The 16,343-nt window shown below is 46.7% G+C and carries 13 protein-coding genes and 1 riboswitch; of the genes, 6 read left to right on the top strand and 7 right to left on the bottom strand.

Features of this window, described 5'->3' with window-relative positions:
- Nucleotides 1-54 precede the first annotated feature (54 nt).
- Both lepB and ACU37H_RS18260 read left to right on the top strand, forming a co-directional pair.
- A complete protein-coding gene (lepB, locus tag ACU37H_RS18265) occupies nucleotides 55-1,602 on the top strand; it encodes a signal peptidase I (RefSeq protein ID WP_472704384.1) in 1,548 nt (515 codons plus the stop codon).
- Between the two features lie 170 nt (nucleotides 1,603-1,772).
- Nucleotides 1,773-1,882: riboswitch (TPP riboswitch) on the top strand.
- A 57-nt stretch (nucleotides 1,883-1,939) separates the two neighbouring features.
- Nucleotides 1,940-4,186, top strand: coding sequence for a TonB-dependent receptor (locus ACU37H_RS18260; RefSeq protein WP_472704386.1), 2,247 nt, complete (start codon nucleotides 1,940-1,942; stop codon nucleotides 4,184-4,186).
- A gap of 80 nt (nucleotides 4,187-4,266) precedes the next feature.
- Here ACU37H_RS18260 and ACU37H_RS18255 read toward each other — a convergent pair whose 3' ends face one another.
- The 5 genes from ACU37H_RS18255 to ACU37H_RS18235 all read right to left on the bottom strand — a co-directional run bounded on the left by ACU37H_RS18255 (nucleotide 4,267) and on the right by ACU37H_RS18235 (nucleotide 7,341).
- Nucleotides 4,267-4,581 (bottom strand): rhodanese-like domain-containing protein, encoded by a 315-nt coding sequence (locus tag ACU37H_RS18255; protein WP_472704388.1) that lies wholly within the window; start codon nucleotides 4,579-4,581, stop codon nucleotides 4,267-4,269.
- A 36-nt stretch (nucleotides 4,582-4,617) separates the two neighbouring features.
- Nucleotides 4,618-5,451 (bottom strand): PASTA domain-containing protein, encoded by an 834-nt coding sequence (locus ACU37H_RS18250; RefSeq protein ID WP_472704390.1) that lies wholly within the window; start codon nucleotides 5,449-5,451, stop codon nucleotides 4,618-4,620.
- 29 nt (nucleotides 5,452-5,480) lie between these two features.
- On the bottom strand, nucleotides 5,481-6,467 hold the full coding sequence (locus tag ACU37H_RS18245; RefSeq protein WP_472704391.1) for a D-alanine--D-alanine ligase: 987 nt from the start codon (nucleotides 6,465-6,467) through the stop codon (nucleotides 5,481-5,483).
- A 124-nt stretch (nucleotides 6,468-6,591) separates the two neighbouring features.
- Nucleotides 6,592-6,972, bottom strand: a complete 381-nt coding sequence (locus tag ACU37H_RS18240; protein WP_472704393.1) for a DUF5618 family protein — start codon at nucleotides 6,970-6,972, stop codon at nucleotides 6,592-6,594.
- Nucleotides 6,973-6,993: 21 nt separating this feature from the next.
- Nucleotides 6,994-7,341 (bottom strand): 4Fe-4S dicluster domain-containing protein, encoded by a 348-nt coding sequence (locus ACU37H_RS18235; RefSeq protein ID WP_472704395.1) that lies wholly within the window; start codon nucleotides 7,339-7,341, stop codon nucleotides 6,994-6,996.
- A 98-nt stretch (nucleotides 7,342-7,439) separates the two neighbouring features.
- Between ACU37H_RS18235 and ACU37H_RS18230 the strand changes: the two genes are divergently transcribed.
- Nucleotides 7,440-8,441 (top strand): aldehyde dehydrogenase family protein, encoded by a 1,002-nt coding sequence (locus ACU37H_RS18230; RefSeq protein ID WP_472704397.1) that lies wholly within the window; start codon nucleotides 7,440-7,442, stop codon nucleotides 8,439-8,441.
- A gap of 208 nt (nucleotides 8,442-8,649) precedes the next feature.
- The gene (locus ACU37H_RS18225; RefSeq protein ID WP_472704399.1) at nucleotides 8,650-10,197 is read left to right on the top strand and encodes a trypsin-like peptidase domain-containing protein; all 1,548 of its coding nucleotides are present in this window, start codon (nucleotides 8,650-8,652) and stop codon (nucleotides 10,195-10,197) included.
- A gap of 182 nt (nucleotides 10,198-10,379) precedes the next feature.
- On the opposite strand, the gene ACU37H_RS18220 is transcribed toward ACU37H_RS18225, so the two are convergent.
- Nucleotides 10,380-11,660, bottom strand: a complete 1,281-nt coding sequence (locus ACU37H_RS18220; protein WP_472704401.1) for an alpha-amylase family glycosyl hydrolase — start codon at nucleotides 11,658-11,660, stop codon at nucleotides 10,380-10,382.
- A 359-nt stretch (nucleotides 11,661-12,019) separates the two neighbouring features.
- Here ACU37H_RS18220 and ACU37H_RS18215 point away from each other — a divergent pair, with 359 nt between their 5' ends.
- Entirely contained in the window at nucleotides 12,020-13,246 is a 1,227-nt protein-coding gene (locus tag ACU37H_RS18215) for a 4-hydroxy-3-methylbut-2-enyl diphosphate reductase (protein WP_472704403.1), read from the top strand.
- A gap of 91 nt (nucleotides 13,247-13,337) precedes the next feature.
- On the opposite strand, the gene ACU37H_RS18210 is transcribed toward ACU37H_RS18215, so the two are convergent.
- Nucleotides 13,338-15,977, bottom strand: a complete 2,640-nt coding sequence (locus ACU37H_RS18210; RefSeq protein WP_472704405.1) for a response regulator — start codon at nucleotides 15,975-15,977, stop codon at nucleotides 13,338-13,340.
- Between the two features lie 180 nt (nucleotides 15,978-16,157).
- Between ACU37H_RS18210 and ACU37H_RS18205 the strand changes: the two genes are divergently transcribed.
- The gene (locus tag ACU37H_RS18205; RefSeq protein WP_472704407.1) at nucleotides 16,158-16,304 is read left to right on the top strand and encodes a hypothetical protein; all 147 of its coding nucleotides are present in this window, start codon (nucleotides 16,158-16,160) and stop codon (nucleotides 16,302-16,304) included.
- Nucleotides 16,305-16,343 lie beyond the last annotated feature (39 nt).

Genomic DNA, 16,343 nt, shown 5'->3' with positions numbered 1-16,343 from the left:
CGCTTTGAGGCATTTGATCCTTTTCCAATAAATTTGCCGTTAAAAATTCGGCCAATGCCTTTCAATCAATTGCTAATTATTTATCTAATAAGCTTACTGCTCGTATTTCTTCCCTCGTTTGGTTTGTCTAAATTGTTTAAACAGGCGGGAAGAGCATCGTGGAAGGCCTATGTTCCTTTTTATAATACCTGGGTGATGCAGGATATTGCACAACGCCCGAAGCATTGGGTGTTCTGGCAGTTGATCCCTGTGGTAGGATGGTTCATTACTCCCGGTATATTTATCGAATTTGCCAAGGTTTTTTGCCGCTTCTCTTTTTTGGATCACGCCGCAGCTGCATTGCTCGCTCCCTTTTATTTTCCCTGGCTGGCCAATCACAAAGACGCAAGATTCATCGGCGCTGAAGGCGTGCAGAAGCATAAGAAGCCAGGATGGCGCGAATGGGTGGATGCTGCTATTTTTGCGATCATTGCGGCTACGCTGATCCGGACCTTTATCTTTGAAGCCTATACGATCCCTTCCAGCTCGATGGAGAAAACATTGCTGGTAAGAGACTTTTTGTTTGTGAGCAAGCTGAGCTATGGGCCCCGCATTCCGAATACACCTTTGTCGGTTCCTTTTGTTCACAACTACTTACCTAAACTCAATACAAAGTCTTACTCTACACTGATCCAGTTGCCCTATACGCGCTGGTTTGCTGCGCCTGTTAAGCGCAATGATTGCGTGGTCTTTAACTTTCCGGCGGGCGATACGGTAATCCATGCAGACGGGTTTGAGTCATTAAGACCTTACAATCAAATACGCCGGTTTGCGGAATTAGGAGATCAATCGTCCATTAATGTCTTAAATAGCCCTTCGGAATTCCCTGTAGTTGTGCATCCGGTTGATAAAACGGATAATTATATCAAAAGGTGCGTGGGCGTTCCGGATGATTCCATTAAAATTGTTGATGGAATCCTTTATGTAAACAACAGACCTGCAGATATCCCTCCTGCTTCTGCAACTTATTACACGTTTCTCGCAAAAAACAACGTTCAGATTGACCCCGAGTTCTTAAAAGAATCCGGCATTCGCATTTCTCCCGATGGAAATGATTTCATGCCAGTTGGACAGGGCGTATATCGCATCAACCTGACATTAACCGAACTGAACATTTTGAAATCTTTACCTGTGGTTGATCCTAAATCGATCACTAAAGAAATCAGCGACCCGGATGACTATAATTATCAGCTGTTTCCTTATTACGACACCTCCCACCATTGGTCTGTAGACAATTACGGCCCATTGTGGATACCCAAAAAAGGCGTTACCATTACGCTTAATGCCGACAACTACCCTATTTACGAACGTGCTATTAAAAATTACGAAGGCAATACACTCGAAAACAAAAATGGCTCTTACATTATCAATGGGAAGGCGACAGACCAATATACTTTTAAGTATGACTATTATTGGATGATGGGCGATAACCGTCATAACTCTCAGGACAGCCGCTTCTGGGGCTTTGTTCCCGAAACCCACATTGTAGGTAAAGCCTGGATGATCTGGTTCAGCTACGAAAACGGTCCCAGGTGGAAGCGTTTGTTTAATATCATCAAGTAGTCGATGGTCTTTTAGTCAATGGTCAATGGTTTATAGACCATGGCAGGCGATAGATGCTTTATCATGTCTATCAAGTTGCTGTCGCCGGTCAACTATTGTCAATGGACCATGGTCTATGGTCCGCAGACTATCGTCTATAATCCCTATCTTCGCACCGCTTTTTTAAAGCCCAGTGTTTCCCGGGGTGCCGATTCAATTACACACAATTGATGAAGCTGAGATAATACCCGTAAACCTGATCAGGGTAATGCCTGCGCAGGGAAGGAAGAAGATCACTCCTTTCTCATTTCAGCATTCCCCTCTCATTAATTTTTTTAATCTTTTAAAGAAAGAACAAATGAAGAGGACTTTTATGTTCGGCGGCTTGTTATTAACAGCAAGCAGCGCTCTTTTCGCGCAAACTGACACCACGCGGTCAGACAGCGTTCAAACCCTCGCTCCTGTGGAGATCCGCTCCACCCGGCTGAATGAGAAATCACCATTCGCCGTATCCAACATCAGCAAGAAAGACATTGCGAAACAAAACCTGGGACAGAACTTTCCCAACCTGCTCAACCAGATTCCTTCCGTGGTTATCAGCTCAGACGATGGCGTTGGAGTAGGTTATTCGTCCATGCGCATCCGGGGCACGGATATCGCCCGGACCAACGTTACGTTTAACGGCATCCCGGTCAATGATCCGGAATCACAAGGCGCGTTTTTTGTTAACTTCGGTGACGTTGCGTCTTCGACGAGTTCTGTTCAGCTGCAACGCGGCGTAGGGTCATCCACCAACGGAGCCGGCGCTTTTGGTGCTTCGTTGAACATTTATAATATCGAACAGAGTAAGGAGGCGTTCGCGACGATCAGCAACGCCTACGGCTCCTTCAATACCTGGAAACATACGCTGCAGGCGGGTACCGGCCTGCTGCGCGGGGGATTCCAGTTTGACGTACGTTTATCAAAGATCAATTCGAGCGGATATATCCAACGCTCGAACAGTGACCTTAAATCGCTGCAGTTCCTGGCGGGATGGACCTCTAAAGATGAAAAGAGTAATATCAAATTCAACTTATTGAGCGGAAAGGAAAAAACAGGCCAGGCCTGGAATGGCATAGGAACTTCTTTTACCTCTGAAGACGATCCGGCTACGGTGGACTATTCAAGTCAGCTGGATGCTGCAGGCAGAAGGACCAATACGCTTGGCGACATGGGTAATGGCCGTTATTATAATGACCAGACGGATAACTATCAGCAAGATTATTATCAACTGTTCCTGAACCATCAATTCAACTCCGCGTGGTCTTCCAATCTCAGTTTCTTCCTGACGAGAGGAAAAGGCTATTACAACGAATACCGCGCAGGCGACGCCTTTGCGGATTACGGTTTGAACGATCCGGTGATCGGGGATTCTGTGATCAGCAACACCGACCTGACGCGTCAGTTGTGGCTGGATAACCATTATTACGGAACGGTGTTCTCCGTCAATTACAGCAAGGAAAGAACAACGCTAAACCTTGGCGGCGCTTACACGCGCTATGATGCCAAACATTATGGCTTTGTAAAATGGGCCGAAGTGGGCGTTCCGCTGGACTATCGCTGGTACAACCTGACTGCGTTTAAAAACGATGTGAATGTTTATGGCAAGTTACAGCAAGAGATCATCACGAATCTGTATGCCTTTGCCGATCTGCAGATCAGGCATGTGACCTATGATATCAATGGCTTTAGGAAAAACCCGGCCTTGCTCTCCAATAATGACTATACTTTTTTTAATCCGAAAGTCGGTGTAAGCTATGTTATCAAACATATGAATACTGCGCAGAGCAAGGTCTATGGCTCTGTGGCCCTGGCCAACAAAGAGCCTAACCGCGATGACTTCGAGGCCAACACAACGGAGGCGCCCAAGCACGAACAACTGACCGATGTGGAACTGGGTTATCAGTTTAATGTACGGACGTGGGAAGCCGGCATCAATGGTTATTACATGAAATATAAGGACCAGCTGATCGCTACCGGCAAGATCAACGATGTGGGCGCTTATGCGCGAACCAACGTGGACGACAGCTATCGCGCAGGAGTAGAATTAACGGCCGGATTCAGACCGGCTCATTGGCTGCAGGCCCAGGCCAACGCCACTTTCAGCCGAAACAAAATCAGGGAGATCGTTCAATACAGCGACGATTATGACAATGGCGGCCAGGTGGCAGAAACGTTTCGCGATACAGACATTTCCTTTTCTCCCAATGTCGTTGCAGGAGGTTCCATAACTTTTGAACCGTTCACGGTGCCCGAGAGCAAACAACGTTTTTACATTGATCTCCTGGAAAAATATGTGGGACGTCAATATCTGGACAACTCTCAAAACAAATTAAGGAGCATTAACCCGTATGCATTGACGGATGCGAGGTTACGCTACCAGTTTTCTTCGAACACTTTTAAAGACATCAGCGTGGTACTGATGGTGAACAATGTGTTTAACAAAAAATATGAAAACAACGGCTACACTTTCAGCTACCTGGCTGACGGCGTGACAACGACAGAGAATTATTATTTTCCACAGGCAGGCACCAACTGGAACGTCGGATTGAGCTTTACTTTTTAAAGTTAGTCTATCACCTTATAAAGAAAGCCCTGCGTATCAGATAACACGCAGGGCTTTTCTCATTACCGGAGTATTACCGGCTATATTTCTTTTTCGAATGCATCTTTCCAGGCCAGTACGCCGCCTTCTACATTCACGGTCTTTTTGAAGCCCATTGAATCCAGGTACAGGCAGGCGGCAGCGCTTCTTTTGCCGCTGCGGCAATGAATAACGATTTCTTCGTCTTCTTTTCCTTCGAGGGCACCCAGATCTCCGTTCTGGATATCTCCCAGGGGAATTAATGTCGCGCCGATGTTGTACTCTTCGTATTCGGCAGGCTCGCGACAATCGATAAGATTAATTTTCTCTCCTTTGTCCATTCGTTCTTTGAGTTGCTGAACTGTAATGGTTTCCATAATATTTAAAGTTTGATTATCAAAATGAACCGTTTGCTATTGCTCCAAACCAAGACTGTCTTCAGACTCCTGTCCGCCGCCGCCCAAGGAATCGATGACCGGAGCGGTAACGCTCACCCACACATCCATTACCTGGCCGGCCCTGATGCTGATCACATTACCATTGTCATCGAAGCGTTCAGGACTTTGCCTGTACACATAGGCGTTGGCCGTATCTCTTACATCAGCGTTGGGAATGATAGACGCCAGCATAATTCCTTTGCTTTCGAGCAACTGCCGGGCCTGCATCGTGGTAAGGCCGATCAGGTTGGGAATCGCATACATACTATTACTCAACTGGGAACCGATCACCAGGTCAATCTTACTTCCCATGGGGATCTTCGCGCCTGGCTGAATGATCACCCCGTTATACAACTGCTCCAATACTGAATTCTTGGCAAAATCCGGTCTGAAAGTAGTGTCGCCCACTTTAAGTCCGGCATTTTCCAGCACCATGAGTGCATTTCTAAAACTATACCCAACGATATTTGGCATCTCAATTTGCGGTGGCAGCGCCCTGTTATAGGTAAGATATACGGTTCGACTGGACTTAACGACTTCCAGTTCGTCAGGCACCTGGCGGATCACCTGCATCGGAGCCAACGTGTCAAAGTAAAGACTATCCTGGATCTCTACCGTAAATCCTGCATCGTTTAAGATCCTTTCTGCTTCCGCCAGAGACTTGCCGGTAACGCCGGGCACGGTCTTCGCATCGTCATGATTGGTTAACCATCCCAGCAAACTGATCACTCCCACGAAGAGTAAAATGGCTAATAATACCCCCGCTAATATGTTTACCCAAAGTGGTTTACTCGTAATAAATCTGAACATTCGGCTGTTTTATTCGGTAAATATACTGTTTACAAAAAACATTCATCTACCAACAAACTATAAAAATCTTTTAAGTTTCCACCTGCGGCGGCTACCTGCTGGGGAACCAGGCTGGCGGCACTTTGTCCGGGTATGGTGTTCACTTCCAGCATGAAAGGCACTCCTTTTTCTTCATTGTAGATAAAATCGATGCGGATCACACCGCGGCAATTGAAGATGGCATACACCCTGCGAGCTGCGGCTCTGATTTTTTCAGCAATAGCTTCATCAACCTGAGCAGGGGTTACTTCTACGGATTTACCTTCATATTTCGCCTCGAAATCGAAAAATACTTTAGAGTCATCGGCTTTCACTTCAGTCATCGGTAAAGTTATTATCGCTCCTTTCGATTTATACACGCCGATGGTGAATTCCCTGCCGACAATCATTTCTTCCACCAACACCTGCTGGTCTTCCGCAAAGGCCTTTTCGATGGCTGGCTGTAGCTCCTCAGCTTTCAGCACTTTGCTCATACCAATGCTGGAACCGCCGCTGTTGGGCTTTACGAAAAGCGGCAAAGACAGCTGCTGCAACAGTTCTTCGGCCGGAACGGGCGAATGATCGAACAGCAGCGCTGATTTAGCCACGTGAATGCCGGCCGTCCCGGCCACGCCGGTGGTGTAGCTTTTGTTCATCGTGATGGCAGAAGTGGCCGCGCTGCATCCCGTGTATGGAATGCCCAGCATATCAAAATAGCCCTGCAGCTTCCCGTCTTCCCCCGGTGTTCCGTGCAAAGCGATAAGCACGGCGTCGAAGCGGATCTTCCGACCGTTTATGTCAATAGAAAAGTCGTTCTTGTTGACGATCGCTGCCGGCTGATCGTTATCGATGTAGGACCAGTTGTCCCGGGTGATGTCGATCTTGTACACCTCGTATTTTTCCCGATCCAGGTTGTTCTGGATCGTCGTAGCACTTTTGTAAGAGATAACGGATTCTCCGGAATAACCGCCCGTTACCAACGCAATATTTTTCTTCATTCGATTGGTTTAATTTGTATCCACCTGGATGATCCCGGGTCCTGTAACTTGAGGGGGATCGCTAATAAATATGCCACCCAGGCTCAAAGACATAAGTGGCATACAGTAAATTATAAACTTAAAATTAATCAGCTGCACTCATCGTCTGGGCCCATTTTATGAGGCGTTCCGCATCGTCTAAACCAGCTTTGGCCACTTTAGCATTGGGATTGCCGTCATAACCCATACTTAAGTGGAGTGTATCGTAAACACTGCTGAAATAGCCCAGCATTTTTTTATTTTTCCTGGCTAAATGATCCCGATACCACTTAACATCCTTTCGCCCTTTTTTAGCTTCGTCAAAAACTCCGTCCAACGCTACTAACACGCCGCTATAAGCAGCGTGACCCGCCAGTTTCACATACTTTTTATCAGTGTATAAATAATCCTCTTTTTTTGCCTTTTCCGCGAGTAATTCTTTCGCGTTAGCAATATACTTCTTTGCTTCTTTAATATGTGTATTCATGGTTAACGCCTGCAAAATTAATTACATGTGTAACTTTTCTTTTTTTTCCATTAACGCTTCTACAGTCTCCTGGTACATTTCGTCAGGGACACAGCAGTCTACCGGACATACAGAAGCACATTGCGGCTCCTCGTGGAAGCCCTGGCATTCCGTACATTTATCGGGTGTAATATAATAGGTGTCCACTGCAAGGGGTTCATTTTTAAAATGCGCATCCACCACATTTCCATTCATTAAGGTAAAGGTTCCGTTCACAGAAGTACCGTCAGCAAGGGCCCATTCCACGCCTCCTTCATAAATGGCGTTATTCGGACATTCAGGTTCACACGCTCCACAGTTTATACACTCATCAGTAATTTTTATTGCCATAGCCTATTGTTTGTTTTATGAAACTATATTTGTTTGTATAAATGGCAAAATTACTGAATGAACCCGTGATATACGCCATAAGTTAAAAAAACGTCGACATGAATTTATCGAAACGAATAGATGTGATGGTCAGGCTGGGGCAATACATGCAGGAAAACAGTGAGGAATGGCAGGCTGCAAAGGAAAAAGCTTATATCAGCAACGGCTGGTTTCTGCCGGAATTTATTGATCTCAGTGTGCAGAATATAACCGCCCAATTCCTTCAGAAAACAGCGCTGGAACAGTGGGTCCGCTCCTACCCTGGTATACAGGATGAGCCCGAATCATCCCAACTCATTGGTATCGTCATGGCCGGCAATATCCCGCTGGTCGGCTTTCACGACTTCCTGTGCGTGTGGATCAGCGGCCACCGGAGCCTGATTAAAGCATCATCAAAAGATGAGGTATTAATCAAACACCTTGTGGGAAAAATGACCGAATGGGAACCCGAGATCTCGTCGTCTGTCGCATTCGCCGACCTTTTAAAAAACTGTGACGCTTATATTGCTACCGGTGCGAATAGCACAGCAGGATATTTTGAATATTATTTTGGAAAGTTCCCGCACATCATCAGGAAAAACAGAACTTCTGTGGCGGTGCTGTCGGGCGCTGAATCCGAAGGGGATCTGGCGTCGCTGGCAGATGATGTGTATCAATACTTCGGGATGGGTTGCCGTAACATTACGAAGCTCTATGTTCCGAAAGGATATGATTTTTTACCGCTGATCAATGTCTTCAAAAAGTATGAATACCTGGCTGACCATCATAGGTACAAGAACAATTATGACTATAACCTGGCGCTGCATATTCTGAATAATAAAATGTACATGAGCAACGCCTCACTTCTGCTGGTAGACGATCCCAATATTTTTTCGCCGGTGAGCCAGTTGAACTATGAGGAATATGAAGACCTGTCTACCGTGCGGCAGCAGCTGGAGCAAAGTGATGCCGTACAATGCATTGTCGGCGCGGGTTTCATCCCCTTCGGTGCAGCGCAGCATCCTTCACTGACTGATTATGCGGACGGGGTCGACACGATGCGCTGGCTGGAAGCATTATAAAGAGCCGGAGCTTTAACAAACATTTTCCTACATCCCGTGAAATTTTTGTATATTATGTACGTCTAAATAAACGTCTGTCAAAGTACGAAGACTTTAGTAAAACTTTGTTAAACTGCTTTTGCTCAAAAAGAAATACGTCTGACAATTTGTTACTTTGTAAATCGTTAGGAATAGTTTTTGAATAACATATTTAAAAGTGAAAAAGAATATGAAAGTTAAACAGTTAGTATTGGTAGTAGTGATTAGCGTACTATCAGCATTTGCCGGAGTTTACATTTACGGAAAATTTTTCAGGGGGCCAGCTGCCACTTTGGGAGTTCCGGTGGATGGAAAACTTCCTGTGAACTACGCCGGCTTTTTTGATAATGATGGCAATGCGGCCGAGCCGACCGACTTCACGAAAGCATCGCAATCGGCCGTTCCTGCAGTAGTGCATATTAAAACCAAGATCCCTGCAAAGAAACTTACCAACGATTTGCCGAACAGCAGAGGGGCTGATCCTTTTGAAGATTTTTTCGGTGATTTTTTTGGTGGTATGGGTCCTCAGATCATACCTGAACAGCGGGCTTCCGGTAGCGGTGTGATCATCAGCCAGGACGGGTATATCGTGACAAACAATCACGTGATCTCTGACAGGGAGGGCAAAGGAATTGCTCCGGAAATAAAAGTGACGTTGAATGAAGGTCGTAAGACCTACACTGCTAAGGTGGTGGGTCGTGATCCGAGCACAGACCTGGCGGTTTTGAAAATTGAAGCCACCAATCTTCCTTACTTAATTTATGGCAATTCTGACAACCTTCAGCTGGGCCAGTGGGTGTTGGCAGTAGGTTATCCGTTCAACCTGGAAGCAACCGTTACAGCCGGTATCATCAGTGCGAAAGGCCGCAGCATCGGTATCAACAGCCAGCAGAGCGAATCTCCTGTAGAGTCGTTCATCCAGACCGACGCTGCGGTGAACTCGGGTAACAGTGGCGGCGCCCTGATCAACACCAATGGAGAGCTAATCGGTATCAACTCAGCAATCCTCGCACCAGGCGGTACCTATGCCGGTTACTCCTTCGCAATTCCTTCTACTATCGTGAAAAAGATCGTGAACGACATTGTTAAATATGGTGATGTGAAGCGTGGTTACCTCGGTGTGACTTATTCCGGAGTGCCTTCACAAAACGAAGAATACCTGAAACGCGCGAATGTGCAGGACGGTGTGTACGTGATCGGAACAGATCCCTCTGGCGGCGCCGGTAAAGCAGGCATCAAAAGAGGTGATATCATCACGAAGATCAACGGGCGTGGCATCGTATCAGGCCTGGAAATCAGTGGCGCACTGGCGAGTGCACAGCCTGGCGATAAAGTGAAGATCACTTATATCAGGGACGGTAAAGAAAACACAGTAGATGTGACCTTGTCTGCGCAGTCCAAGCTGGTACAATTGACTTCAGCTGAAGCGATCGGTGAGCGTTTGGGTGTAGATCTTAAAAATGTGGAGTCTAAGCGGGCCGAACAACTTCGTATCCGTGGTGGCGTGGAAGTGACCAATATCCGTGCAGACGGACCACTGAAAAGAACCCGTATGGAGAAAGGCTTTATCATCACGTCGGTGAACGGACAGGAAGTGAAGACAATGGATGAGTTTGCCAAAGCACTGGGACAAGCAAGAACCAACGTGGTGGAGTTAGTAGGTATCTATCCGGGATATAGCGGAAGATATTCTTACCAGATCGACTTATCGGGAGGTGATGGCGGTGGCTCATTCTAACCCGCAAAAAATATAACTCATAAAAAAACCGGTCGTGTGACCGGTTTTTTTATGCTTTCAATGGCCGAAAATATTATATGATGAATAACATTTAAAATAGACCTCACCCCACCCCGGTCCAAAGGGAAGGAACTGAAACTGACAGGTAATATGGTCTGGCAAATACTTTACTTCCGTACTACTCACTTCGTGATATACACCCGGTATTCCCAGGGCTGCATTTCGAAATGCTTATACTGACCGAAGTCAACCAGCGCTCCGGAAAACAGCTCCTTAAAGCTTCCTGATAGATAGCTACCCTCTACATGCACCCAGGCAGCGTCATGCGACCAGTTCAGGAACACCAGCACTTCATGATTTTCATTTTTTCTCAGGTAGGCGAAAATGTTGTGATCCGCTCCTGTATTGATCCTGATTGTTTGTGCGGCAGGATCTCCGCCACGTAATGCAGGATTGTGCGCATGAAGATGAAGCAATGTTTTATAGAAACCATGTAATTCATAGTTGCCTGTCCAGGGTATGGGGTCTTTATCAAAGAACGCGAGCCGCTTGTCCCTCAGCGGCAGTTCCTGTCCGCTGTACAGTAAGGGTATACCATTCCAGGTACAGCTGAATACCGCCAGCGACCGCGCCATCGCGCCATACTTTTCGTACTCTGTGCCGTTCCAGCTGTTTTCATCGTGATTGGTGGTAAACCAGGCTCTCATGCTGTCGTTGCCGATGGCATCGTATTGTTGAAGCAGGTCCGTCAACCCGTGCAGCGGTTGGCGATACTGGTAAAAATCCCTGGTTTTATGCATCCACTTCCAGGAATAGCTGGCGTCAAACACTTCGCCGTAGTCCGGGTTTTCGAGCTCGTCAAATTCCCCCAGCCAGAATAAAGGTTTTAGCGCATCCACCCGGGGCCGTGCTTCGCGCCAGAAACCTACTTCCACCCAGGACGCCAGGTCGCAGCGAAAGCCGTCGATATCGCACTCGCGCACCCAGAATTGCATAGCCTCTATCATCGCGGCCCGCAAAGCTGGATTTTGAAAGTCGAGTTCGATAATATCATCCATCCCGCTGGCGGCATGGAAGGTGCCCGTGTCTGCGTCATGCTTATAGAAGTCAGGGTGCGTGCGCGTCCATACATGATCCCAGCCCGTGTGGTTTGCCACCCAATCCATGATCACGCGGAAGCCCAGGTCGTGCGCCTCTTGTATCAGTGCCTTAAAATCGATCAGATCACCAAACTCCGGATTGATCGATGTATAATCCGAGCAGGCATAATAGCTGCCCATCGTCCCTTTCATTTTTTCCTTTGCGATCGGCGTCACAGGCATGAACCAAAGCACGTCCACGCCCATATCTTTTAAGCGCGGCAGCTCCTTCGCAAAAGCCTTAAACGTTCCCTCCGGCGTGTATTGACGCACATTAACCTCGTAAATATTTGTTGTGTGTTTCCAATCCCTCTGCTTTATCATTGAATTCGTTGCTGTTTATAGCCTGTACCGAACATCCGGCGTGAGGCGTCGTTTCATAAAATGCAGGCAGATCAAAGACGCAGCGATCGCGCATTTCCCGGCCCGCTAATTCAAAGGGAAGATAGGATAAATTGACCGTCCGCGGCCACTAAGGCTTTAATGATTTCGATATCTGTTTTTGTATTCGCTGCTAAAGTATAAGTATTGACGCGTCCCGGCTTCGAAATGACCGGCTTCTGAGTCTTGCTGAAGCAAGTATCATAGATACAACTCAAGGCGCCCATTTGTGAATCAGTGACTCATTGCTCCCTTTTTAACGCCCTTACCGGTAATCGCGGAATCCTGTTTATCTTTGCAGCATGAAGCAGTTTGATGTACCGGTTTTTTACAGAAGCGCCCTTATATCCGCCATTAAAAAACGCCGGAAGGAACAGGACAAACTTAAAAAAGATTTCACGCCCACCCTGCTTGATTTCGGACCGGTGCAAATTTACCTGGCCCGTCACTTCGGTTTTTGCTATGGGGTTGAGAATGCGATCGAGATCGCTTTTAAAACGGTCGAGGAGAATCCCGGAAAACGTATTTTCCTGTTGAGCGAGATGATCCACAACCCGCAGGTGAACGCCGACCTGGTAAGCCATGGCGTCCGGTTTCTCCAGGACACTTACGGGAAAGAGCTGATTCCTTTTGATACACTGACTGCTGAAGACATCGTGCTGATCCCGGCCTTCGGCACTACCCTTTCGATTGAAAAGAAGCTGAACGATATCGGTATTCCCACCGAAAAATATAATACTACCTGTCCGTTTGTAGAAAAGGTCTGGAACCGGAGCGCGGCCATTGCCAAGAAAGATTATACGATCATCATACATGGCAAACCGTCGCACGAAGAAACCCGCGCTACTTTTTCTCATGCCGCGGCGGGCGCCCCTTCAGTGGTGGTGAAAGACATGGACCAGACCATCCGCCTGGCAGGATATATTACGGGCGCCTTTCCGGCTGATGATTTTTACAAAGAGTTTAAAAATCAGTACAGCGAGGGGTTTGATGTGACGAGAGATTTTCAAAGGATCGGTGTAGTGAACCAAACGACGATGCTGGCGAGCGATACCCAGGCGATTGCCGATTACCTGAAGCAGGTAATGATCGATACCTATCAACTGACCAAAGACAACCTGGCTGAACGTTTTGCAGACACGAGAGATACGCTGTGCTATGCTACCAATGACAACCAGACTTCTGTCTCGGCAATGCTGGGTACAGATGCCGATCTGGCCATTGTGGTAGGCGGTTACAATTCTTCCAATACCTCACACCTGGTCGAGCTCTGCGAAGAAAAACTACCGACTTATTATATCAACAGCCCCGAAAAGATCATCTCTGAAAAAGAGATCCTGCATTTCAACTTTCATACCGGCCAGGAGCTGCTGACCTCGGGCTACCTGAGTCCTGAAAAGCCCGTAAAAATCCTGATCACAAGCGGAGCTTCCTGCCCTGACGCGCTGGTGGAGCGGGTCATCGAAAAGATAACCAGCTTTTATCCGGAGGCTACACCAGTCGGGGAAGTGGCCCGCGAATTTTTATAAGGCCGTTGCTGTTGGGCGCTCAAATCACAACGGCGAAATAATCCATGCCAGGTCGGGATCAACGTTCGCCCTTGCGTAGAACAAATTATTTTTAATAGGAAGTCTGGAGGAGGTTTTCCAACTGCTTGACGCCTTTGGAGATGACATCCTGGATAATGCGGTAGCTGCGTAAGGCTCCGTCGGGTAATTCATGGTTGACAGCCTTCTCTTCGAGCAGCTCAAAATGAGGCGTCAGCTTTTTCCCGATGGTCACCGCGGTAGACGACTTTAATTTATGCGCCAGCATTTTTATTTCGGGATAATTTCTCTGACTGATGGCCTGGTCGAGCTCTTCCATTTGCCCGGGAATCTGCGACAGGAATAGCTCGATCACTTCTTTTTCAAACTCTCTGTTGTTATCAGACAATTCACGGAGATAGCTCAGATCTACCACTCCCGTTTCGGTTGAAAATAATTTTTGAGAGGATAGCGTGTTGACAGTGGTGTTCTCTTCGCTGAGCTGTTTCAATCCAAACTCACGGGTAATGAGGGCATTGATCTTTTCAAAGAGTTGCCGTGTATTCACCGGTTTTGTAAGATAATCGTTCATGCCCGCTTCCAGGCAGCGCTCTTTTTCGCCGGCCAGCACATGGGCGGTAAGCGCAATGATGGGCAATTGGATCTTCAGCTCATTCCTGATGATCCGCGTAGTATCATAACCATTCATATCCGGCAACTCGATATCCATCAGGATAATGTCGTAAAAATTATCTCGTACTTTATCGATAGCTTGTGTGCCGGTTTCTGCTACATCCACCTTCACATTGGTACCGAGGAAGATGCCATTGATCAGTTTTATGTTCAGCGCATTGTCCTCTACCAATAAAATCCGGAGGTCTTCTAAAAAGGACAGATCGGTTACTGACTCGATAGGCGTTTTGTTAACTGATTTTTCAGAATCGAAATGCGCGAAAGGCATCGTGAAGCTAAAAATAGAACCGACCCCTAACTCACTGGTAACAGAAATGGTGCCGCCCTGGCTGTGTACGATATGCTTGGCGATACTCAATCCAAGGCCTGTGCCGCCATACAGACGCGTTGTTTCGACACCTGCCTGTTCAAATCTTTTAAACACGCGCGACAACTTATCTTTAGAAATACCGATACCGGAATCTTTTATTTTAAACTCAATGATAGAATGGGTTTCATTGGTCGATAACAATTCAGCAAAGATCAGTACACTTCCTTTGGGCGTGAATTTGATCGCATTTCCTACAATATTGGTGATCACCTGCGTCAACCGCACGGGATCGCCCACCACTACTTCGGGAACATTAGGATTGCATTCGTAGCTTAATGCAATGCCTTTATTCCTTGCTTTGGGCAGGTATAAATTGCAAATGGAATTGAGGATGCCATCGATGCTTACAGGATGTTCCTCGAAGACCATCATGTTAGATTCCAGTTTGGAGAAATCCAGGATATCATTCAACAACCTCAACAGGTTTTCACCGGCCGAACGGATGATCCGCACATACTCGTTTTCTTCAGAACCGATATCTCTTTTGCCCAACAGCTCTGCAAACCCGAGGATCGCATTGATGGGCGTCCGGATCTCGTGGCTCATATTGCTGAGGAACGACTGCTTCAGTTTCAGAGATTCTTCAACCAGTTTCTTGGCTTCGATCAGCTCGTTTTCAAATTGCTTGATATTGCTGATATCGTCAAAAACGGAAATAGCATATTCAAGCTGATCCTTGTCATTATAAACGGGAATGGCACTGACGCGAAAGGGCACATTCTTTCCGTTCACATTAATGGTCGTTTCGTTAAAGCCGATATTTTCTTCGCCATGTAAAGCATGAGAAATAAACAGCTCGTCCCTGATCTCGCGCTTTAGTACACTCTTTCCGGGATCTGTCTTATCAGGAATCTCAAACACATCGCCATCGGGAAGCAGCTGCCGGTCGAGCAACGTCACAGCTTTGTGATTAGCGTGGTATTCATTGCTTTTGGTATTGACAATGATCACCCCCACCGGTAGCTTGTCCAATATACTTTCCAGCCGCAACTGCGATTTGATCAATAGTTTCTCTGTATTGATCAATCGCTGATAAATCATCCTGATATAAATAAGTGTCAGGAGGATGATCAACACCGCGCAGATCACACTGATCACCACCACATAGATCACCGTATTAAAGCTATCATTCTCCCTTTTTAATTTGGCAGACTGCAGACTTTTTTCGGTATTGATGAATTTGAGTACGCTGTATCGCAACTTATTGACGAGCCGCTGCTCCGACCCGCCGTTCAGGAACTTCCACGCCTCCAGGAACGAGACATAGCGGCGCTTTACGATAATACTATAGGCCAGTTGCCTTTGCTCGGTAGCCAGACCGCCAATGCTGTCCAACAAGGTTCTTTGCGCATAGGCCATCGGCATGCTCTTTAAAGAGTGGATTCGCGCCTGAAGAAACCGGCTTGCAATGTCAAACGATTTTAAATAGGCGGAATCATTCGTTATGATATATCCCCTGTAGGCCGACTGCACGTCCTGTATAGCGTTCAACACATCCTGTGAATGCGTAATGATGATGCCGGACAGGTTTACATCACGCATGGATTGCTTGTATCTTACAGTCTTTGAACTGGCATAGATACCCAGTGCGATCAGGATCATGGCGCTTACGCACAACGCTATAGTAATCTTTACTTTTTCGGAAAGTTTTATGGGCTTTTTGGCAGTCATTTATTTTTTGAACAAGATCATTTCCAGGGGCTTAAGTTTATCGGGCGACCTATGTTGTCATAGAACAAAAGTAAGCTGTAAATATAAGATTTAAATAATACCTCGCCAATATTAGTTATTGACCGGACTTTGCCTGGTAATTATCTTTGTACCTGAAAACTCAATGAAAAATTAACGCTCATGAAAACGTACCTTATTAAACTCGCCCTGATCCTCAGAAATTTCCAGGTCCGAATCACTGCTCCTTACACCCACCCCGGAATTGAAAAGAAATGGTGGATGGGCGAAGAGCTTTTCCCGGATGTCCCTTCTGCGACCCGGCATTAGACAAGACATGACCAGCCGGAGCAGCTTCTCAAAAATTTA

Source organism: Niabella sp. ZPM-14 (assembly GCF_055693045.2).
Note: the sequence above shows the minus strand (reverse complement) of the source record. Positions and strands in the feature narration are given on the sequence as shown.